General features: G+C 70.8%; 19 protein-coding genes, 1 tRNA gene and 3 pseudogenes. 13 read left to right on the top strand and 10 right to left on the bottom strand.

Going from position 1 to position 26,298, the window contains the following annotated elements; all coding sequences use genetic code 11:
- Positions 1-188 precede the first annotated feature (188 nt).
- From ACZ7L9_RS21085 to ACZ7L9_RS21075, 3 genes are all read left to right on the top strand, one after another.
- On the top strand, positions 189-1,202 hold the full coding sequence (locus tag ACZ7L9_RS21085) for an SPFH domain-containing protein (RefSeq protein WP_471416880.1): 1,014 nt from the start codon (positions 189-191) through the stop codon (positions 1,200-1,202).
- Positions 1,199-2,101: a hypothetical protein gene (locus ACZ7L9_RS21080; protein WP_471416878.1), complete on the top strand. Its 903-nt coding sequence runs from the start codon at positions 1,199-1,201 to the stop codon at positions 2,099-2,101. Before ACZ7L9_RS21085 ends, ACZ7L9_RS21080 begins: the two co-directional genes overlap by 4 nt.
- Before the next feature lie 196 nt (positions 2,102-2,297).
- Positions 2,298-2,990, top strand: a complete 693-nt coding sequence (locus tag ACZ7L9_RS21075) for a formylglycine-generating enzyme family protein (RefSeq protein WP_471416876.1) — start codon at positions 2,298-2,300, stop codon at positions 2,988-2,990.
- A 227-nt stretch (positions 2,991-3,217) separates the two neighbouring features.
- On the opposite strand, the gene ACZ7L9_RS21070 is transcribed toward ACZ7L9_RS21075, so the two are convergent.
- Entirely contained in the window at positions 3,218-4,447 is a 1,230-nt protein-coding gene (locus ACZ7L9_RS21070; RefSeq protein ID WP_471416963.1) for a cytochrome P450 family protein, read from the bottom strand.
- A 948-nt stretch (positions 4,448-5,395) separates the two neighbouring features.
- Here ACZ7L9_RS21070 and ACZ7L9_RS21065 point away from each other — a divergent pair.
- On the top strand, positions 5,396-7,258 hold the full coding sequence (locus ACZ7L9_RS21065; RefSeq protein WP_471416961.1) for a CocE/NonD family hydrolase: 1,863 nt from the start codon (positions 5,396-5,398) through the stop codon (positions 7,256-7,258).
- A gap of 122 nt (positions 7,259-7,380) precedes the next feature.
- A pseudogene (locus ACZ7L9_RS21060) lies at positions 7,381-7,736 on the top strand (tyrosine-type recombinase/integrase); the annotation flags it as partial.
- 98 nt (positions 7,737-7,834) lie between these two features.
- On the opposite strand, the gene ACZ7L9_RS21055 reads toward ACZ7L9_RS21060, so the two are convergent.
- Together ACZ7L9_RS21055 and ACZ7L9_RS21050 are read right to left on the bottom strand one after the other, a co-directional pair.
- Positions 7,835-7,908 (bottom strand) — tRNA-Pro (locus tag ACZ7L9_RS21055).
- A 50-nt stretch (positions 7,909-7,958) separates the two neighbouring features.
- Positions 7,959-10,592 carry an ATP-binding protein gene (locus ACZ7L9_RS21050; RefSeq protein ID WP_471416874.1) on the bottom strand — a complete coding sequence of 878 codons (2,634 nt, stop codon included), beginning with the start codon at positions 10,590-10,592 and terminating at the stop codon, positions 7,959-7,961.
- Between the two features lie 108 nt (positions 10,593-10,700).
- Here ACZ7L9_RS21050 and ACZ7L9_RS21045 point away from each other — a divergent pair, with 108 nt between their 5' ends.
- Entirely contained in the window at positions 10,701-11,228 is a 528-nt protein-coding gene (locus ACZ7L9_RS21045) for a DUF309 domain-containing protein (RefSeq protein WP_471416872.1), read from the top strand.
- Between the two features lie 68 nt (positions 11,229-11,296).
- Positions 11,297-12,052, top strand: a complete 756-nt coding sequence (gene cobF, locus ACZ7L9_RS21040) for a precorrin-6A synthase (deacetylating) (RefSeq protein WP_471416870.1) — start codon at positions 11,297-11,299, stop codon at positions 12,050-12,052.
- Here the strand turns inward: cobF and ACZ7L9_RS21035 are convergent.
- Positions 12,021-12,815, bottom strand: a complete 795-nt coding sequence (locus ACZ7L9_RS21035; protein ID WP_471416867.1) for a cobalt-precorrin-6A reductase — start codon at positions 12,813-12,815, stop codon at positions 12,021-12,023. The two genes, cobF and ACZ7L9_RS21035, sit on opposite strands and share 32 nt — an antisense overlap.
- 92 nt (positions 12,816-12,907) lie before the next feature.
- Here ACZ7L9_RS21035 and ACZ7L9_RS21030 point away from each other — a divergent pair, with 92 nt between their 5' ends.
- On the top strand, positions 12,908-13,342 hold the full coding sequence (locus ACZ7L9_RS21030) for a hypothetical protein (RefSeq protein WP_471416865.1): 435 nt from the start codon (positions 12,908-12,910) through the stop codon (positions 13,340-13,342).
- 7 nt (positions 13,343-13,349) lie between these two features.
- Here the strand turns inward: ACZ7L9_RS21030 and ACZ7L9_RS21025 are convergent, their stop codons facing one another.
- The 3 genes from ACZ7L9_RS21025 to ACZ7L9_RS21015 are packed head-to-tail and all read right to left on the bottom strand — an operon-like array spanning position 13,350 to position 17,498.
- A complete protein-coding gene (locus ACZ7L9_RS21025) occupies positions 13,350-14,603 on the bottom strand; it encodes an FAD-dependent oxidoreductase (RefSeq protein ID WP_471416864.1) in 1,254 nt (417 codons plus the stop codon).
- Entirely contained in the window at positions 14,600-16,045 is a 1,446-nt protein-coding gene (locus ACZ7L9_RS21020; protein WP_471416959.1) for an FAD-dependent oxidoreductase, read from the bottom strand. Before ACZ7L9_RS21020 ends, ACZ7L9_RS21025 begins: the two co-directional genes overlap by 4 nt.
- A gap of 19 nt (positions 16,046-16,064) precedes the next feature.
- Positions 16,065-17,498, bottom strand: coding sequence for an FGGY family carbohydrate kinase (locus ACZ7L9_RS21015; protein WP_471416862.1), 1,434 nt, complete (start codon positions 17,496-17,498; stop codon positions 16,065-16,067).
- 442 nt (positions 17,499-17,940) lie between these two features.
- On the opposite strand from ACZ7L9_RS21015, the gene ACZ7L9_RS21010 reads away from it, so the two are divergent.
- The 5 genes and pseudogenes from ACZ7L9_RS21010 to ACZ7L9_RS20990 all read left to right on the top strand — a co-directional run bounded on the left by ACZ7L9_RS21010 (position 17,941) and on the right by ACZ7L9_RS20990 (position 23,284).
- Positions 17,941-18,948: a hypothetical protein gene (locus ACZ7L9_RS21010; RefSeq protein WP_471416859.1), complete on the top strand. Its 1,008-nt coding sequence runs from the start codon at positions 17,941-17,943 to the stop codon at positions 18,946-18,948.
- A gap of 126 nt (positions 18,949-19,074) precedes the next feature.
- Entirely contained in the window at positions 19,075-20,604 is a 1,530-nt protein-coding gene (locus tag ACZ7L9_RS21005; RefSeq protein ID WP_471416858.1) for an amino acid permease, read from the top strand.
- Positions 20,605-20,894: 290 nt separating this feature from the next.
- Positions 20,895-21,100, top strand: a pseudogene (locus tag ACZ7L9_RS21000) (sugar ABC transporter substrate-binding protein); the annotation flags it as partial.
- Between the two features lie 7 nt (positions 21,101-21,107).
- Positions 21,108-21,383: pseudogene (locus ACZ7L9_RS20995) on the top strand (hydroxyacid dehydrogenase); the annotation flags it as partial.
- Positions 21,380-23,284, top strand: coding sequence for a DUF2264 domain-containing protein (locus tag ACZ7L9_RS20990; protein WP_471416856.1), 1,905 nt, complete (start codon positions 21,380-21,382; stop codon positions 23,282-23,284). The pseudogene ACZ7L9_RS20995 and the gene ACZ7L9_RS20990, both read left to right, overlap by 4 nt.
- 42 nt (positions 23,285-23,326) lie before the next feature.
- Here ACZ7L9_RS20990 and ACZ7L9_RS20985 read toward each other — a convergent pair whose 3' ends face one another.
- The 3 genes from ACZ7L9_RS20985 to ACZ7L9_RS20975 are packed head-to-tail and all read right to left on the bottom strand — an operon-like array spanning position 23,327 to position 26,258.
- Positions 23,327-23,959 carry a LutC/YkgG family protein gene (locus ACZ7L9_RS20985; protein ID WP_471416854.1) on the bottom strand — a complete coding sequence of 211 codons (633 nt, stop codon included), beginning with the start codon at positions 23,957-23,959 and terminating at the stop codon, positions 23,327-23,329.
- On the bottom strand, positions 23,956-25,494 hold the full coding sequence (locus tag ACZ7L9_RS20980) for a lactate utilization protein B (protein ID WP_471416852.1): 1,539 nt from the start codon (positions 25,492-25,494) through the stop codon (positions 23,956-23,958). Before ACZ7L9_RS20980 ends, ACZ7L9_RS20985 begins: the two co-directional genes overlap by 4 nt.
- A complete protein-coding gene (locus ACZ7L9_RS20975) occupies positions 25,491-26,258 on the bottom strand; it encodes a (Fe-S)-binding protein (protein ID WP_471416850.1) in 768 nt (255 codons plus the stop codon). Before ACZ7L9_RS20975 ends, ACZ7L9_RS20980 begins: the two co-directional genes overlap by 4 nt.
- Between the last annotated feature and the right edge of the window lie 40 nt (positions 26,259-26,298).

The following is a 26,298-nucleotide window of genomic DNA, read 5'->3' as shown; positions in this document are numbered from 1 at the left end:
CTTCGGGAGCCACCGGCCGTCCGTGTTTCGTTGCCGGAGTGGGCGGCCGCCGAGGTCAGCCATGACATGCGATGGCGCAACCGGAGCACCGACGGGGCGGCGACGCACAAGCGATCATTCTCGTCCCCTTGACGATATTGACCGACACCTCTTATCGTCCTCATGACGACAACAAGGGGGATCCTGGCATGGCCGACATCACCAGGCGCTTCGGCTGGCGCCATCTGCGCTCCGCACCCACCGCCCACATCCGCCACCACAAGCGCGGCAGACTCGCACACGACGGACCGGGGCTGAGCTTCTGGTACCGGTCACTGACTGCCGCGCTCTCCGAAGTACCGGTCAACGACCGTGAGTTGGCGATGGCCTTCCATGCCCGTACGTCCGACTTCCAGGACGTCACCGTGCAGGCCACCGTGACGTACCGGATCAGCGACCCGGCCGAGGCCGCCGCCCGCCTCGACTTCTCCGTGGACCCGGACACCGGGGTCTGGCGCGGCGCGCCACTGGAGCAGATCGCCACGCTGCTCACCGAGACCGCCCAGCAGCACACTCTGGACGTGCTGGCCCGCACGGCGCTGGCCGAGGCACTGGTCGACGGTGTCGCGACGGTACGTCACCGGGTCGCGACGGGGCTCGCCGCCGAACCCCGGCTTCCCGCCACCGGCATCGACGTGGTCGCGGTGCGGGTCGTCGCCATCCGCCCAGAGGCCGAGGTGGAGCGGGCCCTGCGCACCCCCGCCCGTGAGCAGATCCAGCAGGAGGCCGACCGGGCCACGTACGAACGCCGTGCCGTGGCCGTGGAGCGGGAACGGGCCATCGCCGAGAACGAGTTGGCCAGCCAGATCGAACTGGCGCGCCGCGAGGAGCAGTTGGTCGAGCAGCGCGGCACCAACACCCGCCGCGAGGCCGAGGAGAACGCGGCGGCCGACGGAGTGCGCGCCGAGGCCGAGGCGGCCCGCAAGGTGCGGCTGGCCCGGGCCGAAGCCGAAGCGGCACGCGAGGTCGGCGCCGCACGCGCCGAGTCCCAGGCGGCCTGGCTGCGGGTGCACGGCGACGTGGACGCCGCGACCCTGCATGCCCTGGCAGCGACCACACTCGCCGAGAACCTGCCGCGCATCGACAGTCTCATCGTCTCCCCCGACGTCCTCACGGGCCTGCTCAGCAAGCTCGGCAGGACCGCCCCGGATCCCCGGGCATGAGCCTCGCCCCGCGCGCGGTCCTGGTCCACCGCACCACGGAGTACGAGGAGTTGCTGGCCCGGCACGGCACCCACGGTCAGGCCGCGTTCTTCCTCTCCAGCCGCGGCCGGTCCATCGACGAGGTGGCCCGGCGGCACCAACACACCCGGCAGGCGCTCGCCGATGTCGCGGCAGCCGTACCGCTCCAGTGGCGGCAGTCCCGGGTGGAGCGCGCCGATCTCGACCGTTTCCTGTTCGCGCCCGAAGATGTGGTGGTCGTCGTCGGACAGGACGGGCTGGTCGCCAACGCCGCCAAGTATCTGTCCGGCCAGCCAGTCGTCGGCATCGATACCGACCCCGGACGCAATCCGGGCGTGCTCGTACGCCACCGGCCGTCCGACGCGGCCGCCCTGCTCCGGGCGGCCGCGTCCCCCGGCGGCGCGGCGGACGAACTCACCATGGTCGAGGCCGTCGCCGACGACACCCAGCGTCTCCTCGCCCTCAACGAGATCTATCTCGGCCCGCCCGGCCACCAGACCGCCCGCTACCGGCTCGGCCCCGACGCACCCGATGATGCCCCCGCCGAACCGCAGGCCTCGTCGGGCGTCCTGGTCGGCACGGGCACCGGCGCCACGGGCTGGCTCCGTTCACTGTGGCAGGAGCGCCACAGCACCCTTCGGCTCCCCGCCCCCACCGACCCGCGACTGCTCTGGTTCGTCCGCGAGGCCTGGCCATCACCCACGACCGGCACCTCGCTGGTCGCAGGCGAACTGCGGCCCGGACAAAGGCTGAAGCTCGCTGTCGAGTCCGACCGGTTGGTGGCCTTCGGCGATGGAATGGAGGCGGACGCACTGGAACTGACATGGGGCCAGACCGTACGGCTCGGCATCTCGGCGACCTCGCTGCGACTGACCGCCTGACGGCGGTCAGGGTGGGGTGGGGGCCGGTGCGGTCGCTGCTGATTCCGGCGTTGGTGAACATGGCAAGTCGCCGGTCCGCCCCATGGGCATAATCGTCACCTGTCCGAAAGTCCAGCGGCACGGACCGACCGACCTCCAGTGCTGCTGCCGGGGCAGCGGCGTCGGCCTGATGCGCTGGAGCACATGAGGAGCTTCGATGAGCCCTGATTCCATACTCCGAGACCCGAGTACCGAGGGCATGAGGGACATCCCTGCCGGGGAGATCGTCCTGCGGGACGAGGGCACGAGGACGAACTGGAAGGTAGCGGTCGGGACCTTCCGGCTGGCGCCGTATCCCGTGACCCGTGAGCTGTATCGCGCCGTACGGGGCGAGGCGCCCGTGGACTCGGCGGAGCCGCGGACGCCGATGACGGAGGTCTCCTGGAAGGACGCCGTTCAATTCTGCAATCTGCTCTCGCAGGCGACGGGACTCGAACCCTGCTACTCGGTCGGTGACGACGTCGACGGGCAGGACGTGGTCTGCGACTGGGCGGCCGACGGTTACCGCCTCCCGTCCGAGGCGGAGTGGGAGTACGCGTGCCGGGCCGGGACCTCCGGCGACCGCTACGGAGAGCTGGACGAGATCGCCTGGCACCGCGGGAACTCCGGCGGCGCGGTGCACGACGTCGCGACCAGGGCGCCGAACGCGTGGGGTCTCTACGACATGATCGGCAACGTGTGGGAGTGGTGCTGGGACGTCTACGATCCCGCGGTCTACGGCCCGTACCGCGTGTTCCGTGGTGGGGGCGGCTACGACCACCCACGAGGATGCCGGGCCTCGTGCCGCCGCAAGAGTCACCCGACCTTCCGCATCGACGACCTCGGATTCCGGCTCGCCCGATCGCGGTGAGGCGGACGGCGCCGGCGCACAACGCCGCAGGCGCCGACGGTGTGCGCCAGGTCCTGTCCTGTCGATCTTCGTGGATCAGCCCGGGGCGTCTGGTGCGGTGCATCGCAAGGCGGAGGATCGTCCTCGTACTGGACGTACTTGGTACTGGACGTACTTGGGCGACTCCGACAACGCGGCGAGGTGCCGTGCCAGTCGTTCCGGGCCCGCGAAGATCGGCAGGACAGGGCCTAACGGTCCTGGGCGCCTGCGGTGAAGGTGACCGGCAGGTGTTCGGGGCCGCGCAGCCCGCCCGGCCGCCACCGCAGTTCCTCGGGCGGCACGGCCAGAGTGAGACAGGGCAGCCGGCGCAGGGCGGCGCCGATGGCGATCTGGCCCTCCAGCCGGGCCAGCGGCGCGCCCAGGCAGTAGTGGATGCCGTGCCCGAAGGCCAGGTGGGCGTTGTCCTGCCGGGTGATGTCGAGGCGGTCGGGCTCGGGAAAGTGTTCCGGGTCGCGGTCGGCGATGGCCGAGGCCACCAGCACGGTCGCGCCGCGCGGGATGTCCACCCCGGCGATGGTGACGTCCTCGCGCGCGAACCGGGCGATGCCGGGGTTGACCGGTCCGTCGTAGCGCAGGAACTCTTCGATCGCGGCCGGCAGCAGCGCCGGATCGTCGCGCAGCATCCGCAGTTGGTGGGGGTGGGCGAGCAGCGCGGCAATGCCGCTGCCGATCAGGTTGACCGTGGTGATGTATCCGGCGACGAGCAGCAGGAAGGCCATGGCGATCAGCTCGTTCTCGTCCAGCCGCTGCTCCTCGTCCCGGGCGACGATCAGCGCGCCGAGCAGGTCGTCACCGGGGTGGGCCCGCTTGGTCTCCAGGAGTCCGGTCAGGTAGGCGCGCATGTGCCGCCACGCTCCGTCCACCCGGGCCCGGTCCGGCGGCTCGGCCCCCTGGAGGATCATGTCGTCGGTCCACCGCTGGAAGTCGTGCCGGTCGGTCACGGGCACCCCGAGCAGTTCGCTGATCACGGTGACCGGGAGCGGCAGCGCGAAGCTCTCGACGAGGTCGGCACGGCCGGCCGGCACGATCTCGTCGAGCAGTCGGTCGGCGATCTCCTGGACCCGGGGCCGCAGCTCCGCCACCCTGCGCGCGGTGAACGCCTTGGAGACCAGGCGGCGCAGGCGGGTGTGGTCGGGCGGGTCGGTACGCAGCATGTTGCGCAGCACGGACTCCTGGTCGGCGGCGGGCAGCCGCTCGACGAGACGGGGATCCGACGCATCGCGGACGTCGCTGCTCAGCTGCGGGTGGGACAGCGCCATGAGACCGTCTTCGTAGCGCGTGACCACCCAGGCTTCCAGCCCTCCCGCGATGACGGCGCGCCGTACCGGGCCGTCCTCGCGCAGTTGTCGGTAGAGCGGAAAGGGATCCGCCACGAAGGCCGGGTCGGCATAGGGCAGGAGGACGGGTTGCTGGCTCATCATGCCTCCCATGGGGCATCGCACCTCTTCGTACACATTTGAGCTGTTCAAGATGATATGCCCCAGCGTAGAGGGGTGGAGGCCCCATCGGCGGGACGACGGCCCGAGCCCCACTCAGCGGGTCGTGGGCAGCAGTCCGTCGGTCGGGATCGCCGTCGGACAGCACACCGGAGCAGCCGGCCCGCCCGCGCTCGGCGGTGCCGGGACGCTCGAGGGGTGCGCGCTCCGTCACCCCGACCGCCGACGGTAGCCACCAGGCGGAGGTGCGCACGGTGGACCGGGCTTGGTGTGATCCCACCTGGTCGACATCGAGGCGCAGATGCCCCGGACCGAGGCGTGCCTGCCGCGGCAGGGCTCCTGCAAGGTCACGGACCTGTCCACACCGCCGAAGGTGTATGAGCAGATCTTCGATGTGCTGTACACGGTGCCAGTGGCGAGCCGCCATCCCAGCCGCATACCGCACCCGGACACGCATCGCTCGCCGAGTTCCTGAACGCTCTCGCGGAGACCCTCACGCGAGGCACCGGCCCGTTGACTGCCACGGCTGCGCCTGGGTTCCTCCTTGGACACCAGCGCACTCGGAGAACGAGTCCCCAGCCCGGACAGCGGAGCACGCGCGGGTCGAGCACGGCGCTACACCCGCCGGCCGGGGATCGTAGCGGCCCGCGCCGGGCTCCGTCGCTAATACGCGCTCCCGTGAGCCGCCGTGATCAGCCCCGGTCGGAACATCTGCGGCCACACCAGCAACACGTCGCTCATACCACCCTGTTGACGCGTGCCAATGGTGATCATAGGCTGCCTCGCCGTCGGCTCCGGCGCGCACCCGGAATCCAGATTCCGTCCGTCTGCGCGCGGCCGCCCCTCGTCGGCCCGTCGACGGCGGGTCCGGGGTCGCTGTCCGACAGCACCACCTGCACCGCCCGGTACCGACAACTCCAGGAGGAGCAAGTGAGAAGACGTCGCGCGGCCGCCTGGGCCGCCTCAGCCGTCATCACCACCTTCGCGTTGACCGGCACGCTCGCCGGATCCGCCGCCGCAGCGCCCGGCGCGACATCCGGGTCCGCCACCGCAGCGCAGGCCCGGTCGGAGGTGGTGGCCACCGCGACCGACCCCGTCACGCACGAGGAGAACGACCGCGTCCCGAAGGGCTCGCTCTGGACGCAGCACTACTTCCCTTCCTCGGACGGCAGCGGGGTCGAGCTGCACGCCGACGTGCTGCGCCCGGCAGACCTGCCGGCGGATGCGAAGACGCCGGTGATCCTGTCGGTGGGCCCGTACTTCTCCCATGCGGGGGAGAGTGCTCCCGCGGGGTGGGACCGGGTCGGGCCATCGGCGCGCTTTCAGGATTTCATCGACGGCGCGCGGCTCATGGAGCGTGGATACACCTTCGTGATGGTGGATCTGCGCGGCTTCGGCGGCAGCACCGGGTGCCTGGACTTTCTCGGCCCGGGGGAACAGGCTGACGTCAAGGCGGCCGTCGAGTGGGCAGCAGGCCGGCCGTGGTCGACTGGCAAGGTCGGCATGTACGGCAAGTCGTACGACGCCAACACCGGGCTGGCGGCCAATACCCTCAAGCTCAAGCCTCTGCGGGCGGTCGTTTCCCAAGAACCGACATGGAACAGGTACAACTACCTGTACAGCAACGGGGTGCCGCGTTCCAACGTGACCAGCACCCCGCGGGGTTACTACTCGATCGCGACGATGGCGCCGCTGGCCGATGACAGCGACCACTACAAGGCGAACGCGGGGTACGAGAAGAACCACCCCGAGTGCGAGAGTGACAACCTCATCAACACCCAGAACCCCGACCCGAAGTCGCCGTTCTGGCGTGCCCGCGATTTCGCCTCCCGCGCTGCCGGATCCCAGACGCCGCTGTTCGTCACGTCGGGCTTCATCGAGGACAACACCAAGCCCGAGCAGATGCAGAAGTACCTGGCCAACCATCAAGGTCCGCAACGCGGTTGGATCGGCCAGTGGGAACACGTGCGCGGTAACGAGACCAATGCCAGGGGCCAGCTCAAGATGGGACGGGCGGGCTGGTTCGACGAGGTGATGCGGTTCTACGACCAGTACCTCCGGGGCATCGGACCGTCGGTGACCGACCCGGCGTTCTCCCTCGAGGACAGCCTCGGCCACTGGCGCGCCCAGCCGACCTGGCCGGTGACCAACGACTCGTACAAGGTGCGGCTGGCGCCCGGGCAGTACGTCGACGACGGCGGCAAGGCGCAGAAGGCCGCCCTGCCGATGACGGCGCCGGAGTCTCAGGGCTGGGACATCGAGTACGCGCCGGAGGTCGGCTCGCTGACGACTGACCAGACGAGTGCGATCAGCGTCGGCGCACCCGCCAACAGCTACTGGACCTGGTCCACGCCCGCCGCTGAGCGGGTTCGGATCACGGGCAGCCCGGAGATCACGCTGAAGACCCGGGGTCAGGGCAACGTCTGGGCACGGCTGTGGGACGTCGCTCCGGACGGCAAGGCGACGATGTTCGACGAGAACGTCGCACTGCTGGAAAGCAGCGGATCAACCTCCTTCGCCCTGAAGGCGACGGACTGGACCTTCGAGCAAGGGCACCAGCTTGGGGTCCAGATCGGAACCATCACCTCAAACGGCTGGCGGAGCGCTCCCTCGGGTGAGACGATCACGGTCTCCGACGCGCGGCTCGCCCTCGAGGTGCAGGACCCGCGGTTCGACTCGCCGACCCAGGGTGACCGCTCGCCGTACCTGGACACGTACGTGAAGGCGAACACCACCATGCTGACCGACGTCGGCACCCCCACCTTCCCGCTGAGCATCTCAAAGAACGGATGACCTAGCGGCTGCCCGGCACCCGCCCAGGCAGGTGCCGGGCAGCGTGGCGTAGCGCGTGGCGACAGTGATCAAGGTTCAGGCTGCGTCACGACCGATGCAAGGTCCGGTCACTGCGCAGCGGCCTGGTCGCCCAGCGCATCCTGTCCGCCGGCCCCGACGCCCGCCTGTTCACCGGCCCGCGCGGCGGACGCATCTCCACCGCGGTCCTGCGCGACGCGACGCACTGGGACGACGTGTCACCAATCTCGGCTACGAACACCTGCGCCGCCACGATCTCCGGCACACGGGACTGACCTGGTTCGCGGACGTCGGGGTCCGGTTTCACGTCCGTCGTAGGATCGTCGGCCACGGATCGCTGATGACCACCCAGCGCTACCTGCACCCGGACGTACACAGGATCACGGCCGCTGGCACAGCACTCTCCGCGCACCTACGAGCGTCACGCGCCCTGCCGAGCCCGATGGCCGTCACCCGCTGACGCCGGCCAAGGACACTTGCCCCAACTGGTCCCCAAGAATGGTCAAGGGCCGGTTTCGGATCTCTCCGAAACCGGCCCTGACCTGCGACTCTCACGAGTCGGGACGACAGGATTTGAACCTGCGACCCCTTGACCCCCAGTCAAGTGCGCTACCAAGCTGCGCCACGTCCCGATGCGATTCCTCCCGGTGTTCCCGGGTGACCGCGCAGGACAAACATTACCTCACTCCGCGGACCGGATCGACGCCCCTGCCTGGTGGGCGCGGTCTGCCAGGGATTCGGCGCCGCACGCCGCGGCCAGTTTGTGGGCCCTGGCGAGTTCGCGCAGGGAGCGGATCGCGATGCCGTAGTCGACGAGGGCCAGAGCGTGTTCGTACGCGGACGGGGACGCCTCCAGATGGCGGACCGACTCGGCGAGCAGATGCGTGGCGTCCTCGGGGCGGGCGAACAGGGCGACACAGTGCAGGGCCTCGCCGATCGCGGTGTCCGTACCGAAGCGTTCGGCATGTGCCCGGGCCGAGGCGGCGAGTTGGGCGGCGCGGCCCGGATCCTTCTCGGCCAGAGCGCGGGCGAGGTCGCCCGCCCAGGGAGCCCATACGCCGTTGAACCTGCCGCGGGGTTCGAGGGCTTGACCTGCCGCTTCGAGTTCGGCGACCGCTTCCTTCGTGCGGCCTTCGGCCAGCAGCAGCCGGCCGCGTACACACGGGGCGTCGGGCAGCACCATCGCGCTGGGGTAGGGCGAGCCGAAGTCGTAGTGGTCGGCGATCCGGCGGGCCTCGGTGACGCGGCCGCGGGCGACCAGGGTGTCGATGAGAAGGCAGGCCGCGTCCCAGTGGACGGGCAGTCCGCTGCCGACACGGTCGGCGAGGCGCAGTCCTTCGCGGAGAAAACCTTCCGCCTCGGCGAGCCGGCCGCGACGGCGGTGGACCAGTCCTAGGAGGGTGTGCGCGAACGCCAGGTGCGCACCGCTCCAGCCGGAGATCTCGAAGGCGCGGACGGCCTCGCCGAACAGTTCCTCGGCCCGGTCGAGCTGGTCGGTGAAGGCGTAGGTGATACCGACGAGGGTCGGGAGTTCGAAGCCCCACTCGGTATCGGTCCAGCCGAGCCCGCGTGCGGGATGTCCGTCGACCAGGGCGCGTTCGCAGAGGTCGACGACGAGCTGGGAGTTCTCGCCGCGCATCATGGCGTCGAAGGCGCGGATGGTGAGCAGGGCACGTTCGGCGTTGTCGCGGCCGGACAGATGGTCGGCGTTCCGGGCGAGCCGGTCGGAACGGGCGGGTCCGTCGTCCTCGGACGCCTGCATGCCTTCCCAGAGGAAGTGGGCGGCCTGGAGCCGCATCAGGCCGGGGCCCGGGGCCGTGCGCGCGGCCTCTGCGGCGAGGGCGCGCGCCGCTTCCTTCAGCTGGTTGTTGTGGGAATGCGCGGCCGCGAGCCGGTAGGTGGCGTCGACGCGCTGGTCGTCGGAGAGTCCGGGCACGTCGAGGGCGGCGCGCAGATGCTGGACGGTGGTGGCGGGCGAGCTGAGGAGGGTGGCGCAGCCCAGTTCGTACAGCAGGGTGGCCTTGACGCGTTCGCTCGGTGGTTCTTCCAGGGCGCGTTCGAGGCAGCGGCGGGCGGCCTCCGGGGCACCGACCGCGAGGTGTTGTCCGGCTGCTTCGCGGAGTTGCCCGACCAGTTCCTGGTCGTTGTCCGGGTGCACTTCGAGGAGGTGGCGGGAGGCCGCCGCGGGGCCGAGTCCCGCGCGGGTGATCGCCCATGCCGCCCGGCCGTGGAAGGCGGTGCGGGTGGCCGGCGGGATGGAGCGGTACACCGCGGTGGCGATCAGCGGGTGGACGAACTCCAGCGGGTCGAAACCGGTGACGATACGCGCTTCGCGCAGCCGCGCCGTGCAGTCGGCGGCCTCGGCAGCGCTCATTCCGGCGAGGGTGGCGGCGAGGTCCTGCGAGATGTCCGTGCCGAGGACGGCGGCCGCCCGGGCGAACCGGGTGGCATTGGTTCCGAGCCGTTCGAGCCGGGCGACGAGGCCGCTGCCGCGGGCGGATGCGCCGAGTTCGCGCAACAGCCCGGCCGACTCCTCCAGCGGCACCAGTTCGCGGTCCTGGACCTTGGCGACGAGCTCGACCGCCTCGTAGGGGTTGCCTCCTGTGACGGCCCACACCTCGCGGCAGAACGGGGCGTCGGCGTGTTCGCCGAGGGCCGCGCGGACCAGTTCCGCGGTGGCGTCCGGGGTGAGGGCGCGCAGCGCCACCCGGACCTGGGAGGGGTTGGCACCGCCCGATCCGCTCTCCTTCTGCCGCGCCGCCAGTTCTTCCGGCCGGTGGGCCTGGACGACCAGGACGGGCAGTTCGCCGAGGCGGGCGGTGAACGAGGCGAGCCAGGCGAGGGATTCACCGTCCGCCCAGTGCGCGTCGTCGATGACGAGCAGCAGCGGGCGGTGGCTCAGCCGGGACGCGAGCCGGGAGACGACGAAGTCGAGGCCGTCCCGGACACCTTGCGGATCCGGCTGGGGACCGCTCGGTTCGGCGAGTCCGAGTGCGGGCGCGGCGATCTCGTACCAGGGCCCGAACAAACTCCGCACCTCGTCGGGCGGGAACTGGTAGAGGGCGGGTTGGAGCAGTTGGCGTACGACGTGGAACGGCACGGATGTGACCGTTTCGCCGCCGCGTGCGGACCAGATCGAGCAGCGGTCGGCGGCCATCGTCCGGATCTCGGCGAGCAGCGCCGTTTTGCCAATGCCCGCCTCGCCGCTGAAGATCAGGAGCCCGCCTACTGCCTGGGCGCCGCACAGGGCTGCCACGGCGTGTGCGGCAGCGGCGAGTTCCGGTTCGCGCTCGTACAGCGGCCGGGACTGCTTCATCCCTACCCTCCCCAAAGTGGTGCGGACGCCTGTCGACACTAGTCGGGCGCGGGGGTCCACGGACAGTGGTTCGGGCAGTTCGCCGCAGGTGCGGGGCACAATCGAGGGGTGGACGAGACTCGCAGGGATCGCGACGCGGAGGGCCGGGCGCGCAACGCGCGTCCTCGTGACGGGCTGGGACGCCCGCTGCCGTACGGGACACCGGGAGTGGAGCGGCAGCCGGAGGGGGTGGTCCGTACCCCCGAGGAGACCCTGCGCGAGGCGCAACGGCTGCTGGACTCGGGGATGCCGTTCCACGCGCACGAGGTGTTCGAGGACGCGTGGAAGTCGGGGCCGGTGGCGGAACAGGAGTTGTGGCGCGGGCTTGCGCAGCTGGCCGTCGGGCTGACGCATGCGGCCCGGGGCAATGCGACGGGCGGGGCCCGGCTGCTGCGGCGGGGGGCGGCGGCGCTCACGGCGTTCGGTGCCACCCGGCCCCATGGGGTCGGGGTCGACGGGCTGATCGACTGGGCCGGGGAGCTGGCGGCGCGGGTGGAGGAGCCCCGAGGCGGAAGTGCGGCCGACGGACCGGCGCCCGGTGTCCGGCCCGTCGACGCGGCCGAGGAGGCGCCCCGTCTGCGCCCCGGGGACCGGTAGGGCCGATCCGCCGGACGGGGCTTGACCCCGGCGCCCGAGGCGGTGGGGCGTGGGGCAGACTCGGTGCGGTGAGAAAGATCTATGTCATCGGCATCGGCGCGGGCGACCCCGACCATCTGACCTTGCAGGCCGTCAAGGCGCTGAACAGGGCGGATGCGTTCTTCATTCTCGACAAGGGTGAGGAGAAGTCCGATCTGACCCGGCTGCGGCGGGACATCCTCGATGTGCATGTGGAGAACACCGCGTACCGGCTCGTCGAGGCGCGGGATCCGGAGCGGGACCGCAGGACGTCGGACTACTCACCCGCGGTGGACGACTGGCGCAGGCGCCGCGCGGATCTGTACGAGCGGTTCATCGCGGAGGATCTCGGCGAGGACGAGTGCGGGGCGTTCCTGGTGTGGGGCGATCCCGCGCTGTACGACTCGACGCTCGGCATCCTCGAAGAGATCCTCGACCGGGGTGCGGTCGCCTTCGACCATGAGGTGGTTCCCGGGATCAGCAGCGTCTCCGCGCTGCTGGCCAAGCACCGGACGGGGCTGAACCGGGTGGCGCGTCCGGTGCAGATCACGACAGGCCGGCGGCTGGCCGAGGGCTGGCCCGAGGAGGTCGACGACGTGGTGGTGATGCTCGACGCGCGGCAGGCGTTCACCCGCCATCTCGACCAGGACCTCTTCATCTACTGGGGTGCGTACGTGGGGACCGAGGACGAGATCCTGGTCTCCGGTCGCCTCGCCGAGGTGTCGGACCGGATCGAGGAGCTGCGGGCCGAGGCGCGCGCCCGCAAGGGCTGGATCATGGATACGTATCTGCTGCGTCGCGGCTGAATCGGCCGTCCCGGCCCAGTAGTTGGAGTGCGGACGGCACGTCGTGCACGACGGGCACACCGTCGGGCGGTGACGGGCGGCGGACCACGACCACGGGCAGACGGAGGCGCCTGGCCGCAGTGAGTTTCGCCGCGGTGGCCGGACCTCCGCTGTCCTTGGTGACGAGGACGTCGATGGCGTGTTCGCGCAGCAGCGCCGTCTCCCCTTCGACGGTGTACGGGCCGCGGTCGAGGAGGACGTCGGTGTGCCGGGGCAGCGGGGGCTCGGGGGGTTCCACGGATCGTACGAGGAAGTGGAGCCCGTCCGCTCCGGACGCGGTGGCGAAGGCGGCCAGACCCAGGCGCCCGGTGGTGAGGAAGATCCGGTGGCCCAGGGCAGGCAGTCGTACGGCGGCATGCGCGAGGTCGTCGGCCGGGTGCCAGCGGTCGCCGGGGCCGGCCGTCCAGCCCGGGCGGCGCAGCGCGAACAGCGGGGTGCCGGTGGCCTTCGCGGCCATGGCGGCGTTGGCGCTGATGGTGTCGGCGAACGGGTGGGTGGCGTCGATGACGGTGTCCACGCCGTGGGTGCGCAGCCACTCGGCGAGGCCCTCGGGTCCGCCGAAGCCGCCGACGCGTACGTAGCCGGCGGGCATCCGGGGCCGGGCGACCCGGCCGGCCAGCGAGGTGGTGACGCGCGTCGTCGCGTCGCCGCCGGGCCCGGTCAGCTTGGCGGCGAGCTGTCGGGCCTCGGTCGTTCCGCCGAGGATCAGGAGGTGGCCGGGCATGCACCGAACCTACGTCACCGTCTCCGTCACTTTCACCACCGGACGTACGGAGCGGTGAACAGGGCCGCCCGCAGCCATTACCATCCGGCGTCATGAGCACTTCTGACCAGGACCAGGCCGTGGACACCCCGATAGCCGCTGCCGAGACGGCTTCCGAGGCCGAGAGCGATACCGATGCCGCCGCGGAGACCATCTCCGGGGCCGCCTCCGAGACCGCGCCCGCGGCAGTTCCGGAGACCGTCCCGGAGGCCGTTCCCGAGGCCGACGACCGGCGGTTGACGCCGCGTCAGGCGAGACGGCTGCGCATCGTCCTCTCGTCGGTCGGCATGGCGGCGATGGCGGTCGTACTCGCGTTGCGCATCGCCAGCCGCTCGTCCGTGCTGGTGGTGGGGGTGTACGGGCTCGCACTGATCCTGTGCGGGATCGTGATCGAGCTCAGCAGGAACGGCCGTACCCGGCTGGGTAGTTGGCTGCTGGGGATCGGGCCGCTGGCGGCGATCGGTTCGGACTGGCTGCTGATTCCCTGACGTACGGTCAGCGCACCGCGATCCGCACGGTCGCACCGTGCGGATCGACCCGGTCGAGCCAGTCGGCGCGCAGCCGGAACGGACGGCCCGGTACGGCCGGCAGCAGCCGCTGCCGGTGGAGCACCCGGCCGTCCTGGCGGACGACGAGCAGCGGCGCGTGCAGTCTCCGGGTGGTACGCAGGCTGAAGCGGCCGTGGAGCGGGGCGTCCCCGCCGGGGCCGACGAGGTTCGGAGCGATCCATTGCAGCGGGGAGTCGACCGCGAGGGACGGCCGGCCCGTGGGCCAGGCTTCCGCCGCCAGGTGACGCAGTACGGGCGCGGCGACGGCCCTCCCCTCGGCGGCCGCGATGCCGGCGTTCTCCACTCCGTGCAGCAGATTGCCGACGGCGAAGACTCCGGTCCTGGTCGTGCGGTAAGAGGCGTCGTACGCGGGGCCGCGGGTGCCGGGGTCCATGGTGACCGCGCCGCGCCGGGCCAGTTCATGGTCGGGGATCCAGTCTCCGGTGAAGACGACGGTGTCGCAGCGCAGGGTGGTGGTCCGGCCGTCGTGATGCCGCAGTTCCACTCCGGTGAGCCGGTCGCGGCCGGTCAGGGCGGTGACGGTGGCATGGGTGAGGAGCGGTGCGCGGGCCCGCCACCGGGCCGGGGCGGTGAGGCGGGAGGGCGGCTGGTCGGTGACCATGGCGACGACGTCCAGGCCGGCGACGCGCAGGGTGTCGGCCGCGGCACGGCTGACGGGTTCATCGCCGATGACGACAGCGCGGGTGCCGATCCGCTGCCGGTGGAGATGGACGGCCTGCTGGAGTTCGCCGGTGGTATATACGCCGGGTGGGCGCGTGCCGGGTACGAGGCGGGCGCTGCGAGGGCGTTCGCGGGCGCCGGTGGCGAGGACGACGGCGCGGGCGGTGATCCGTTCGAGTCCGGTCGGGGCGGTGGTGTCGACGGTCAGCGGTCCGGCCCAGCCGGTCACGGTGACACCGGTACGCAGGATGGCTCCGGCCCGTTCGGTCGCGGCCACGCACTCCCGGGCGTACGCCGGCCCGGTCAGCCCTCCCCCGATGGAGCCGATCGGTCCTCCCCCGGTGGCGCGGTCGCCGAACCCGCCGTGGAAGCAGTGGCGCGGAACGCCGCCCGCGACCTGTTCGCGCTCCAGGACCTCGATCCGGCCCGCACCCGATGCCGCGAGTTCGGCCCCGGCGCCGAGACCCGCCGGACCGCCCCCGATGACCAGTACGTCGACGGTCCGCTCGCGCCGGGTCATGGCCGGGCCTCCTCGAACAGTGCGCGGACCGTGGCCCCGCAGTGGAACCCCTGGCAGCGCCCGTTCCCGGCCCTGGTCCTGCGCCGCAGGCCGTCCCGGGTGAGCGGCGGGATCGTGCCGGTGAGGGCGTCTCTGATCTCGCCCGCGGAGACCCGTTCGCAGTGGCAGACGAGCGTGCCGTAGGACGGGTCCTCGGCGATCAGTCCGGCATCCTGGTAGGGGCGGGGGAACGCCTCGCCGAGGTTGGGCATGGTGATGGGCGGCAGTTCGGACGGCGTACCGAGGTCGAGGCCCGAGCCGCTGAGCAGTTCGGTGACATGGGCGGCGATGGCCATGGAGGCGGTGAGTCCGGTGGAGCGGATGCCGCCGACGGCTATGTAGCGCCGGTCGGGGTGGTCCTGGATGCGGTAGTCCTCCTGGCCGGTGGCGGCGCGCAGTCCGGCGTAGATGGCGGTGACTTCCTCGTCGAGCAGTCCGGGCAGGATGCGGCGGCCCTTCTCGCGCAACAGGGCGATGCCGTGCGCGGTCGATCCGGTGGCGGTCTTGTCGTCGAGTTCCTCGGCGGTGGGGCCGAGCAGCACATTGCCGTAGACGGTCGGTGCGACCAGGACGCCCTTTCCGGCTGCGGTGGGCACGGGGAGCAGGATGTGGCTGACGAGATCCCGGGCGAGCTTGTCGAAGACGAGGAGCTGGCCGCGGCGCGGGGTGACGGTGAAGGCGTCGTGGCCGAGTTCCCGGTCGAGTTCGTCTGCGTACAGTCCGGCGGCGTTGATCAGATGACGGGTGCGCAGTGTTCCGCGGGTGGTGGTGAGGATGTGGATGTCGTCGCCGCTGTCGATCTGCCCCACTCGGCAGTTGAGGTGCAGATGGACTCCGGCCCGCACGGCCTGGGTGGCGTAGGCGAGCGGGGTCGTCCAGGGGCAGATGATGCTCTCGTCGGGGATTTCGAGCGCGCCGAGGGCGCCCGGCCCCAGATGGGGTTCGCGGGCACTCAGCTCGTCGGTGTCCAGAAGACGTGCCGCGTGGTAGTCGTTGCGTTCGGCCTTCGCCAACAGGGCGGGGAGCGCGGCCAGTTGTTCCTCGTCCCAGGCTACGAGGAGGGCACCGACGCGTTCGACGGCGATGCCGGTCTCGGCTGCGTACGCGCGGAGTCTGTGCTGCCCTTCGCGTACGAGGCGGGCTTCGAGCGAGCCGGGTACGGCATCGAAACCGGTGTGCAGGATGGCGGTGTTGGCCTTCGACGTGCCGTTGCCGATGTCGTCGGAGGCGTCGACGAGGGCGGTACGCAGCGGGTAGCGGGCCAGCTCGCGGGCGATGGCCGCGCCGACGACGCCCGCGCCGACGACGGTGACGTCGTAGACCGGCGCTCGGGGCAGGTCGGCCGCCGAATCCCCGGGCCGGCCGGCGGTGAGGTCTCCGGTCGTGGTGATCGTGCAGTTCATCGCGTGGCTCTCGGACGTGTCAGGCATGTTCCAGCAGGGTTTGTACGGCCGCACGGAATCCGGCGAGGCGTTCGGCCGCCTCGTCGGCTCCGATCCGGGGTTCGTACACGGCGGCGGGCTTCCACTCGGGTACGGCGTGCCGGATCGGGAGCCCTGGGTCGAGGCCGAGGCGGGCGACGGCTCCGATGCCGAGTGCGGTGGCATCGGGCAGCGCGGACACCTCGACGGGGCGTTGCAGCAGATCGGCCTGGGTCTGCATGAGCAGTGCGGAGCGGGTCAGGCCGCCGTCGACGCGGAGTGAGGTCAGCGGGGATCCCAGGTCGCTCGCGACCGCCTCGGTGAGCTCGACGACCTGTGCGGCGATGCCTTCGCACAGGGCGCGCACCACATGGCCGGCGGTGGTGTCGAGGCCGAGACCGGTCACCGAGCCGCGCAGATCGCCGCGCCACCAGGGAGCGGCGAGTCCGGCGAGCGCCGGTACGAACGTGACGCCGCCGGAGTCGGGGACAGCGGCGCCGACGGGGTCGAGGTCGGCCGCGCCGGAAATCACCCCCAGGCCGGTGAGCCAGTTGACGGCGGAGGCGGCGGTGTAGACCTGTCCGTCGAGGCAGTAGTTCGTACGTCCGCCGAGCCGCCAGGCGACACAGCTGACGAGTCCGCTGGAACCGCGGCGCGGGGCGGTCCCCGTCTGGGCGAGGAGGAACGCGCCCGTTCCGTACGTGCACTTGGCGTTGCCCGGGTCCAGGGCGTTCTGGGCAAGGAGGGCGGCCTGCTGGTCGACGAGGAGTCCGGTCAGCGGGAGTTCGCCGCCGAAAACGGTCGTCGTGCCGACGGCCGCGTCGGAGTCGACGACGACCGGGAGGCGTTCGTCGCCGAGGCCGAAAATGTCCAGAGCCGCGGCTGACCAGCCGACCTGGTCGAGGTCGAGCAGCTGGGTGCGTCCCGCGGTCGCCGCGTCCGTGACGAACGCACCGGTCAGCTGGTGGACGAGCCAGGAGTCGCTGGTGGTGACGGTGCCCTCGCGGGTCAGTTCCCGGCGGATCCAGGCCATCTTGGGCGCGGCGAAGTACGGATCGAGCGGAAGCCCGGTGAGTTGTGTCAACTCTTCTTCATGCGCGGAGAGTTCGGCGCAGATCGGGGCGGAGCGCCGGTCCTGCCAGACGATCGCGTCGGTGAGCGGTCGCCCGGTATCCGGGTCCCAGGCGAGCACCGTCTCGCCCTGATTGGCGAGGCCGACGGCGCACACCGGCTCGCGCGCTTCATGTAATGCCTGGCGTCCGGCGTCGACGACCGAGCCGAGCAGTTGGGCCGGGTCGACCTCGACTGCTCCCCCGGCGCCGTGCCGGGGCCGCACGGGCGCCGAACCGGAACCGATCACGCCACGCTCGGGGCAGACCACCAGAGCCTTGGTTCCCGATGTCCCCTGGTCCACGGCGAGTACCGGGCCTGTCATCGACACTCCAGCTCTGCGGAAGCTCTGCGGCTTGAACGGAATCGTGATCACTGATCTGTGCCGCCCAGAGTGGTGCAGACCACCGCGTACGTCAAGGGCCGTCCGGCGCACTTCCGGAACAGCCGGATGCTGATCAACGTCCTTATGGATGGGTCGACTTGAGTAAGATCCGCAAATCGGTCCGGCGTCAGGCGCAACTGGCCTTACACTCACCGCCGAGCAACAACCGGACGCTTTCGAGCAGTTCGTTTTTCAACAGCTGCCTCACCCCCCACGTCCTTGAGGATTGATGACACCGACACCCCACCCCGAACGCCGAGTTCCCGGCTCCCGGGCCTTCCACTTCCGCACGAGTTCCATGCCGCCGCCGGGTTGCGTGACGTGCTGAGGAGATCTTCCGACCGTCGCATGCCGGCCCGTCGCACGGGGGCAGGGCGCGTCCATGGCGAACAGTGATTTCCGGCCGGTCTACCACCCCGCCGGCCATGACAATGAATTGCGTGTCGCTTTACAGGATTTACGCACGGGACGCTGGGTTTCCATGCGGAATCTGCTGGAGAGTACGCCGGACTGGACGCTGTGGACCCAGCGCACGCAGGTGCTCGGGGCGGTGGCCGCCGGTTCGGACGCGGTGCAGGCCTGGCAGACCGAGGAACCCCGGAGCGTCGCGGCTGCCGTGATGCACGCGCGGGTCGTCGTGGAGCGGGCCGTGCGGGCCCACCGCGAGGGCCATCATCGCGCGCAGGAGCTGTGGCAGGAGGCCTGGGGGGCCTGCCGGGCGGCCGCGCACACCTCGCCCGCGGACCCGGTGCCCTGGGTGTGCCTGCTGGCCCTGTCCCAGTTGGACGAGCACCAGCAGTTGGCGGAGCACCGGCTGCATCCGCCGGGGCCGATGCTCTTTCCCGGCCCATGGGGTCTGCTGGCGGAGGCCGACAAGCGCGATCCGTACAACCGCGAGGCCTACCACCGGATGCTCCAGTTCGTGTACGCGCGCAAGGCGGGCAGCATGCTCGCCGAAGCGGTCAACTTCGTTCAGTGGGCGGCCTCTTCGGCGCCCGACGGCTCCGCACTGCATGTGTTGCCGCTGTATGTGCGGGTCGAGCGCTACCGCCGCGAGCACGGGCACGAGAAGGCCCTGGATCTCCACTGGGTCACCGAGGACGCCGAACGGGACGCGGCACGGGCGCTGGAACTCTGGTTCCGTCGCACGGCCCCGGTCTCCCGCTCCCTGCCCGACCTGAACCATCTGGCCCACGCCCTGTGGGGAGCGCTCCAATTCGCCGACGCCGCAGCGGTGTTCCGGGAACTCGGCCCCTATTTCACCTCGGTTCCCTGGGTGTACCGAACGCGTGATCCCAAGAGTCCGGGAGGCGCCGAGGAAGTGTTCCTGCGCGCCCGGAACCGCTGCCTCGCCGTGTCTCCGGCCCCCGGACGGGGGCCGGACGGCTGAGAGCCTGTCGGATGACCTCTGATCCGGGGCGCCGAGCCGTGGTGCGGTGATGCCGGGCGTCCTCGTTCCCCTTTCCAACCGATCCCTTTCCGTCCCTTCCCCATCCCGCTCATGGAGGTTCTTCCCATGTCCATATCCACCCCGACCACGTCGGGTGCGGAGGCCACCCCGCCGAAGGACGAGGAGACGCGGCTGCGTGAACTCGGCTACCAGCCGGTGCTCGCCCGCCGCATGGGCGGCTTCGGCAACTTCGCCATCAGCTTCTCCGTCATCTCCATCCTGTCCGGCTGCATGACGCTGTACGGCTTCGGAATGTCGACCGGTGGCCCGGCGGTGATGCTCTGGGGCTGGGCCGGTGTCGGCCTCTTCGTGCTCTGCGTCGGCATGGCACTCGCCGAGGTCACCAGCGCCTACCCGACCTCGGGGGCGCTGTACTACATGGCCGACCGGCTCGGCGGCCGCAAGTGGGGCTGGTACACAGGCTGGCTGAATCTGCTCGGTCTGCTCGGTGCCATCGCCGGTATCGACTACGGTGCGGCGCTGTTCACCGGTGCGCTGATGAATCTGCAGTGGGGATTCACCCCCACACCGGGCAAGACAATGATCATTTTCGTCTGCATTCTACTGCTTCATGCCGTGCTGAACCTGTTCGGCGTCCGCCTCGTCAGCGTGCTCAACTCCATCAGTGTGTGGTGGCATCTCACCGGTGTCGCGGTGATCGTCGCCGTGCTGGCCATCGTGCCCTCGCACCACCAGTCGCCGTCGTTCGTCTTCACCGAGTTCGTCAATGACACGGGCTGGCACAACCCGCTGTACGTGGCGGCGATCGGGCTGCTCCTCGCGCAGTACACCTTCTGCGGCTACGACGCCTCCGCCCACCTGTCGGAGGAGACGTCGAACGCCTCGGTGACGGCCGCCAAGGGCATCGTCCGCGCGATCTGGGTCTCCTGGATCGCCGGCTTCGTCCTGCTCGCCGGGCTGACCTTCGCGATCCAGGACTACGCGGGAACCCAGAAGAGCGCCACCGGGGTACCGCCGGCCCAAATCATGATCGACGCGCTGGGCACCTCCGGAGCCACCGCCCTGCTCCTGATCGTCATCGCGGCACAGTTGTTCTGCGGCAACGCCGAGGTCGCCGCCGCCAGCCGGATGGTGTTCGCGTTCAGCCGTGACAACGCGCTGCCGGGCTCGGCACTGTGGCACAAGGTGAGCGCACGCACCCAGACGCCCGTCAATGCGGTGTGGCTGTCGGTCGTCATCGCCGGAGTGCTGGCACTGCCGTCGCTGTACTCCGCCACCGCGTACGGTGCGGTGACCGCGATCAACGTCATCGGCATCACACCCGCGTACGCGATCCCGATCTTCCTGAAGCTGCGCTCCGGTGACCGGTTCGAGCGCGGGCCGTGGCACCTGGGCCGCTGGAGCAAGCCGATCGGCTGGATCGCCGTGGTGTGGGTCGCCATCGTGACCGTACTGTTCCTGCTTCCGCAGTCGTCCCCGGTGACGATCGACTCGATGAACTACGCGTCGATCGCGCTGGTCGCGGTGCTGGTTCTGGCCACCGTGTGGTGGTTCGTCGCGCGCCGTTCGTACAGCACGCCGTCGGCGTACGGAAACGCCCGCGAGCAGGCGGAGATCGAGGAGGGCATCGTCTGACCCGGCCCCGCCCACGCTTTGTTCTCAGCCCTTCCCGGTCGCGGCGAGCCGCCGTCGGGGAGGGCTGAGGCGTGCTCCACCGGCTGTCCGGGGCCGCGGGAGCGAGCGGTCCGGTGCGCCGGACGGAGCTGCTGCCCACGCTCGAGGTACGTGGATCCGCGCAGGTGGCGGCCTGTGTCACTGAATGATCGTTTGACCGTTTCAATCTTCTTCTGAGCGATCTATTGACCCGAACCGATCAGTCGATCAGGATTCCCCTTGACCCGATTCAGGAGCCGCGGGAGGCGCACATGCCCGGTCGACGGAGCCGTCGATCCGTGCTCGCCACGATCGCCGCCCTGCCTCTGACGGGCGTGCTCAGCGCCTGCGCCGGCAGCGGCAGATTCCCGCAGGCGGTCTGGGCGGTTACGCGAAGCTCAGCAACGCCGCACGGGCGGGCAACGCACCGGACGTCGCGACGATCGAATACCCCCAGGTGCCCGGCTTCGCGATCGACGACAAGTACCGACGCGGAGACGGCCGCGCTCGGCGTCCGGCCCGTAGGCCTCGGTGAACTGTTCGCGCGCGGCGACGCGGTGAGCGTCCACACCCCGCCGCTGCCGGCCGCACACCCGCTCCGGGAGTGTGACAACGCATTGATCAACCCACACCTCGCAGGCTCCCAGGGCAACGAGTGGCGGCGGCTGGTCGATCCGGCGGTCGGCGAGGCCGGCCGCTGGGCCGCGGGCGACGGATTCGCCCACCCCGTACGACGCGAAAGGCCGGCATTCCTCGCATGACCGCACCCAACCCTGTTTCCCCCCTCGAACTCCCCGCCGACGACCCGGTGTTGAGCCCGCACACCGGCTACACCCGTGCGCACTGGGAGGCCGCGGCCGACGGGCTGCTCAAGGCCGCCTGGAAGTGGGCCACTCCGGGCGGCGCTCTGCTGGATCTGCCGGGCCGGCCGTCCGCGTCCGGCGTGCGTTCCGACGGCCTGGAGGGGTACGCGCGCACGTTCCTCGCCGCCGCCTTCCGGGTGGCGGGCGCGGACGGCAAGGACCCGCACGGCTGGCTCGACCGGTACGCCGACGGCCTCACGGCCGGCACCCGTACGCCCGGCCGGGACGATGCCGAGTCGTGGCCGCTGATCCGCGACCACAGCGTCTTCGGCCAGCCGATGGTCGAGTCCGCGTCGGTCGCCATCGGACTGCGGCTCACCCGGCCGTGGCTCTGGGACCGCCTGGAATCCGATGTGCGGGACCGCGCCGAGGAGTGGCTGCGCGACGCGCTGCGGCACACCCCCTCCCCCAACAACTGGTACCTGTTCCCCTACTCCGTGGCCGCGTTCCTCGAATCCGTGGGCCGCGGCGACGCGGAGACGGCACGCGCGAAGGAGCGTGCCCTCGATCTGCTGGAGGGCTGGTACCGCGGAGACGGCTGGTACGCGGACGGTGACGGCCGCGCCTTCGACCACTACAACGGCTGGGCGCTGCACCTCTACCCCGTCCTGGACGCGCATCTGTCGGGCGACGCCGAGCTGTCCGCGCACTACGGCGGCCGGCTGCGCGAGCACCTGGAGGGCTTCTCGCTGCTGTTCGGCGGCGACGGTGCGCCGATCCACTTCGGCCGCTCGCTCACGTACCGCTTCGCGGCCGCCTCGTCGGTCGCGCTCGGCGCCGTCACCGGGCACACCCCGCTCACGCCGGGCGCCTCGCGTCGGGTGATGAACGGGTCGCTGCGGTACTTCCTGGACCGCGGGGCGACGGGTACGGACGGGCTGCTGAGCCTGGGCTGGCACGGCCCCCACGAGGCGACGCTGCAGAACTACTCGGCCCCGGCCTCGCCGTACTGGGCGTCCAAGGCCTTCGTCTCGCTGCTCGCCCCGGACAGCCATCCGCTGTGGACGGCGACCGAGGAGCCCGCGCCGAGCGAGGGTCCCGACCGGGTGCTCGCACTGCCCGCGCCCGGACTCCTCGTCCAGTCCACCCGGGCGGACGGGATCGTTCGGCTGCACAACCACGGCAGCGACCATGTGCGCCCGCACGAGGGCGAGTCGGGGGTGGCGGACGATCCGCTGTACAGCCGTCAGTCGTACTCCACCGTGACCGGCCCCACGTCGAGGGCGAACACGGCGGACAACCATCTCGCCGTGGTCGTCGCGGGGGTACGCAGCGGTCGCCGAGTCGTCCGCGCGCTGGGCGCGGGCAGCGGCGACGGGTGGGGGTGGGCCGCGTCCTGGCACCGCCCGGTGTTCACCTCGGGTGCGCCGATGGTGCCGGGGATGCGGTTGGAGAGCGTCACAGTGGTGCGTGGCCGTTACGAGCTGCGGGTGCACCGGGTGGTCGGCGCGCCGTCCGGGGCCCGGGTGGAGCAGACGGGCTGGGCGACCGGCCGCGACGACACGGCCGCCTCCGCGCTGCACGGTCTGCACGGCTGGGAGACGCGGGACGAGATACGGGCTCCGCAAGGCACGGCGTACACGCGCTGGGCGGTGGTGCCCCGGCTGTCCGCGGCCGCGGCGGGCACGGTGGTGCTGGTGGCACTCGCCTCGCTGACCGCGGAGCCCGACGCGGCGCCGCTCGACGCGGTGGTGAGCGGGGTTCAGGTGGACGGGGACTCGGTGGACGTCCGCTGGGCGCAGGACGCGGCGACGACACGCATCGGCTTCGCGCCGACGGTGACGGTCACGCACGGCTGAGCACCGGGGTCGCGCGGTCAGGAAGCCGCGCGACCCCGCCCCCTACACGTCCGTCCGGATCACCACCACCAGCGTGCGCGGACCGTGCACACCCTCCACCCGTTCCAGCTCGATGTCGGACGTGGCCGAGGGACCGCTGATCAGCGTCGTCGGCCGCTGGGGCACCAGCCGGGACACCGCCTCCGGTACTCCGACCTCGACGCTCGACAGGTCGACGACGCACACATGCAGATCGGGGACGAGGGACAGCGCCCGCCGCCCCTGGTCGGGCGAGCCGTCCAGGAAGATCGTGCCGGTTTCGGCACAGCTGACGGCCGAGGCGGTGACGACGCCGTCCAGGGCATCGAGCCGGGGCGCCGGGATGTCGTCGGAGTCCTGCTGGACCTCACCGTCGTACGCGCCGAGCCACGACGGGTCGAGCCCGGCGGGCACCCCGATCCGCCGGGCGTCGCGCTCCCGCAGCGCTTCGGCGACGGTCTGTGCCGTGCGGCCGGCGGTGCAGGTGTGGACGTGCGCCTTGTAGTCGACGAGCCGGTCGATGAAGAGGTCCAGGCGTTCGTCGTCGGGGAGGGTACGGCCGGTGCGGTAGGTGCGGCGGACGGTGGTGTCCGGGGCCGGGGCGAGGGCCAGGGCGTCCCTGATCCTGCCCAGCACCGTGTCGCGAGCGGTCGTCACTTCTCCTCCTCCTTCTGGTTCTTCTCGTACTCGTCGGCGGCGGCCCGCATCGTCGCGACGCCCTCGGCAGATGCCAGCCAGGAGCGGAAGGACTGCTTCGGCGGGGCGGCGGTGTCGCGGCTGTCGCTCCAGCCATTGAACGGCGGTGGCAGATGCGAGATCTTCCCGTCCCGCCCGGCGATGACGCGGCCGACAGCCGCCCCCTTCTGTGCGGCCGTGAACAGCTTCGGCCGCTTCATCACTCCGGCCGCCGCCTTCATGGCCAGCTTCTCCGCCGTCGTGCCGGCCTGCTCGGTGTGCTGGTGACGCAGCTCGACCAGAAGCGACGGAATGTCGATCTTGACCGGGCAGGCGTCGAAGCAGGCGCCGCAGAGGCTGGAGGCGTACGGCAGCGAGCTGTTGGGGTCGTTCTTGGCCGCGTGCATTCCGGCGAGCTGCGGGGTGAGGACGGCACCGATCGGTCCGGGGTACGTCGATCCGTAGGCATGGCCGCCGGCCCGTTCGTACACCGGGCAGACGTTGAGGCAGGCCGAGCAGCGGATGCAGTTGAGCGCCTCGCGCCCGATCCGGTCGGCGAGCGCGGCGGTGCGTCCGTTGTCGAGGAGGACCAGGTGGAAGTCCTGCGGTCCGTCGCCGGGTGTCACACCGGTCCACATCGAGGTGTACGGGTTCATCCGCTCGCCGGTGGAGGAGCGCGGCAGCAACTGCAGGAAGACTTCGAGGTCCTGATGGCGCGGCAGCACCTTCTCGATACCCATGACGGTGATCAGGGTGTCGGGCAGGGTCAGGCACATGCGGCCGTTGCCCTCGGACTCGACGACACAGAGGGTGCCGGTCTCGGCGATGCCGAAGTTGGCGCCCGAGACCGCCACCTTGGTCGTCATGAACTTCTCGCGCAGATAGGCGCGGGCCGCGGCGGCGAGATGCGCGGGGACGTTGTCGAGGCCCGGGTCGACGCCCGGGATCTCCTTGAGGAAGATCTGCCGGATCTCGTCGCGGTTGCGGTGGATCGCGGGCACCAGGATGTGCGACGGCTTGTCGTGCGCGAGCTGCACGATCAGTTCTGCAAGGTCCGTCTCGTACGGGGTGATGCCGACCGATTCGAGGTGCTCGTTGAGGCCGATCTCCTGGGTGGCCATCGACTTGACCTTGATGACGTCGCTGCTGCCCGTCGCCTTGACGAGCCGGGTGACGATCTCGTTGGCTTCGACTCCGTCGCGCGCCCAGTGGACGGTGCCGCCGCGCTCGGTGACCTTCTGCTCCAGTTGTTCCAGGAGTTCGGGGAGCCGGTTCATGGTGTCGGTCTTGATGGCCGAACCGGCGTCGCGCAGCTGCTCCCAGTCGGGCAGTTCACCGGTGACGTTCAGGCGTTTGGCGCGGATCGTGTGGGTGGCCCTGCCGAGGTTGCGGCGCAGTTGTTCGTTGCGGAGTTCGTCGTGGGCGGCGGCGGGGAAGGTCCGGTCGCCGCGCAGATTGCCGGTCCCGTACGGGGAACGGGGCGGGGTGGCGGGCATGCCGAGGAAGGTGCTGCTCATCGGACGGCCTCCGTCGGGACGTACGGCGAGGTGCGGGTGGAGGAGAGGATCTGCGCGAGGTGCAGGGTGCGGGTGCCCGAGGCGATGCGGGAGAGTCCGCCGCCGATGTGCATCAGACAGGACGAGTCGCCCGCGGTGCAGACATCGGCTCCGGTGGTGGCGATGTTGCGCATCTTGTCCTGGAGCATCGCCGTCGACGTCTCGGCGTTCTTGACGGCGAAGGTGCCGCCGAAGCCGCAGCAGGCGTCGGCCTCGGGGAGTTCGACGAGGTCGATGGAGTCGACGGCGCGGAGCAGCTTCAGCAGCTTCTCACCGACGCGGAGCATGCGCAGGGAGTGGCAGGTGGGGTGGTACGTCACGCGGTGCGGAAAGTACGCGCCGACATCGGTGACGTCCAGGACGTCGACGAGGAGCTCCGACAGCTCGTACGTCTTGGCCTTGACGGTGGCGACACCCGCGCGCAGCGCCGCGTCCCCGTACCGCTCGGCGACGATCTCGTGCTGATGCCGTACCGAGCCCGCGCACGATCCGGACGGCATGACGACGGCGTCGATCGACGCGTCACCGAACTGCTCGGCGAAGTTGCGCACCAGTGGCACGGGTTCGCGCTGATATCCGGTGTTGACGTGCATCTGACCGCAGCAGGTCTGCCCCGGCGGGAACACCACATCATGGCCCAGGCGGGCGAGCAGGACCGCGGTCGATTTCACCGCCTCGGGGAAGAGCGTGTCTCCCAGACAGGTGGCGAAGAGTCCGATGCGCATGGAGTCTCTCCGATCGTTAATCCATCTTTATGGTCCGACC

The sequence above is a fragment of the Streptomyces sp. NPDC111516 genome, from assembly GCF_055635345.1.
This window is presented reverse-complemented; position numbering and strand designations above follow the sequence as displayed.

Coding starts and splice junctions, on each gene's coding strand:
- ACZ7L9_RS21015 (WP_471416862.1), bottom strand. CDS start 17,498: ATGACAGGCCCGGTACTCGCCGTGGACCAGGGGACATCGGGAACCAAG.
- ACZ7L9_RS21035 (WP_471416867.1), bottom strand. CDS start 12,815: ATGCCCGGCCACCTCCTGATCCTCGGCGGAACGACCGAGGCCCGACAG.
- ACZ7L9_RS21080 (WP_471416878.1), top strand. CDS start 1,199: ATGAGCCTCGCCCCGCGCGCGGTCCTGGTCCACCGCACCACGGAGTAC.
- ACZ7L9_RS21005 (WP_471416858.1), top strand. CDS start 19,075: ATGTCCATATCCACCCCGACCACGTCGGGTGCGGAGGCCACCCCGCCG.
- ACZ7L9_RS21070 (WP_471416963.1), bottom strand. CDS start 4,447: ATGAGCCAGCAACCCGTCCTCCTGCCCTATGCCGACCCGGCCTTCGTG.
- ACZ7L9_RS20980 (WP_471416852.1), bottom strand. CDS start 25,494: ATGAGCAGCACCTTCCTCGGCATGCCCGCCACCCCGCCCCGTTCCCCG.
- ACZ7L9_RS20990 (WP_471416856.1), top strand. CDS start 21,380: ATGACCGCACCCAACCCTGTTTCCCCCCTCGAACTCCCCGCCGACGAC.
- ACZ7L9_RS20975 (WP_471416850.1), bottom strand. CDS start 26,258: ATGCGCATCGGACTCTTCGCCACCTGTCTGGGAGACACGCTCTTCCCC.
- ACZ7L9_RS21020 (WP_471416959.1), bottom strand. CDS start 16,045: ATGAACTGCACGATCACCACGACCGGAGACCTCACCGCCGGCCGGCCC.
- ACZ7L9_RS21010 (WP_471416859.1), top strand. CDS start 17,941: ATGGCGAACAGTGATTTCCGGCCGGTCTACCACCCCGCCGGCCATGAC.
- ACZ7L9_RS21075 (WP_471416876.1), top strand. CDS start 2,298: ATGAGCCCTGATTCCATACTCCGAGACCCGAGTACCGAGGGCATGAGG.
- ACZ7L9_RS21025 (WP_471416864.1), bottom strand. CDS start 14,603: ATGACCCGGCGCGAGCGGACCGTCGACGTACTGGTCATCGGGGGCGGT.
- ACZ7L9_RS21050 (WP_471416874.1), bottom strand. CDS start 10,592: ATGAAGCAGTCCCGGCCGCTGTACGAGCGCGAACCGGAACTCGCCGCT.
- ACZ7L9_RS21030 (WP_471416865.1), top strand. CDS start 12,908: ATGAGCACTTCTGACCAGGACCAGGCCGTGGACACCCCGATAGCCGCT.
- ACZ7L9_RS21085 (WP_471416880.1), top strand. CDS start 189: ATGGCCGACATCACCAGGCGCTTCGGCTGGCGCCATCTGCGCTCCGCA.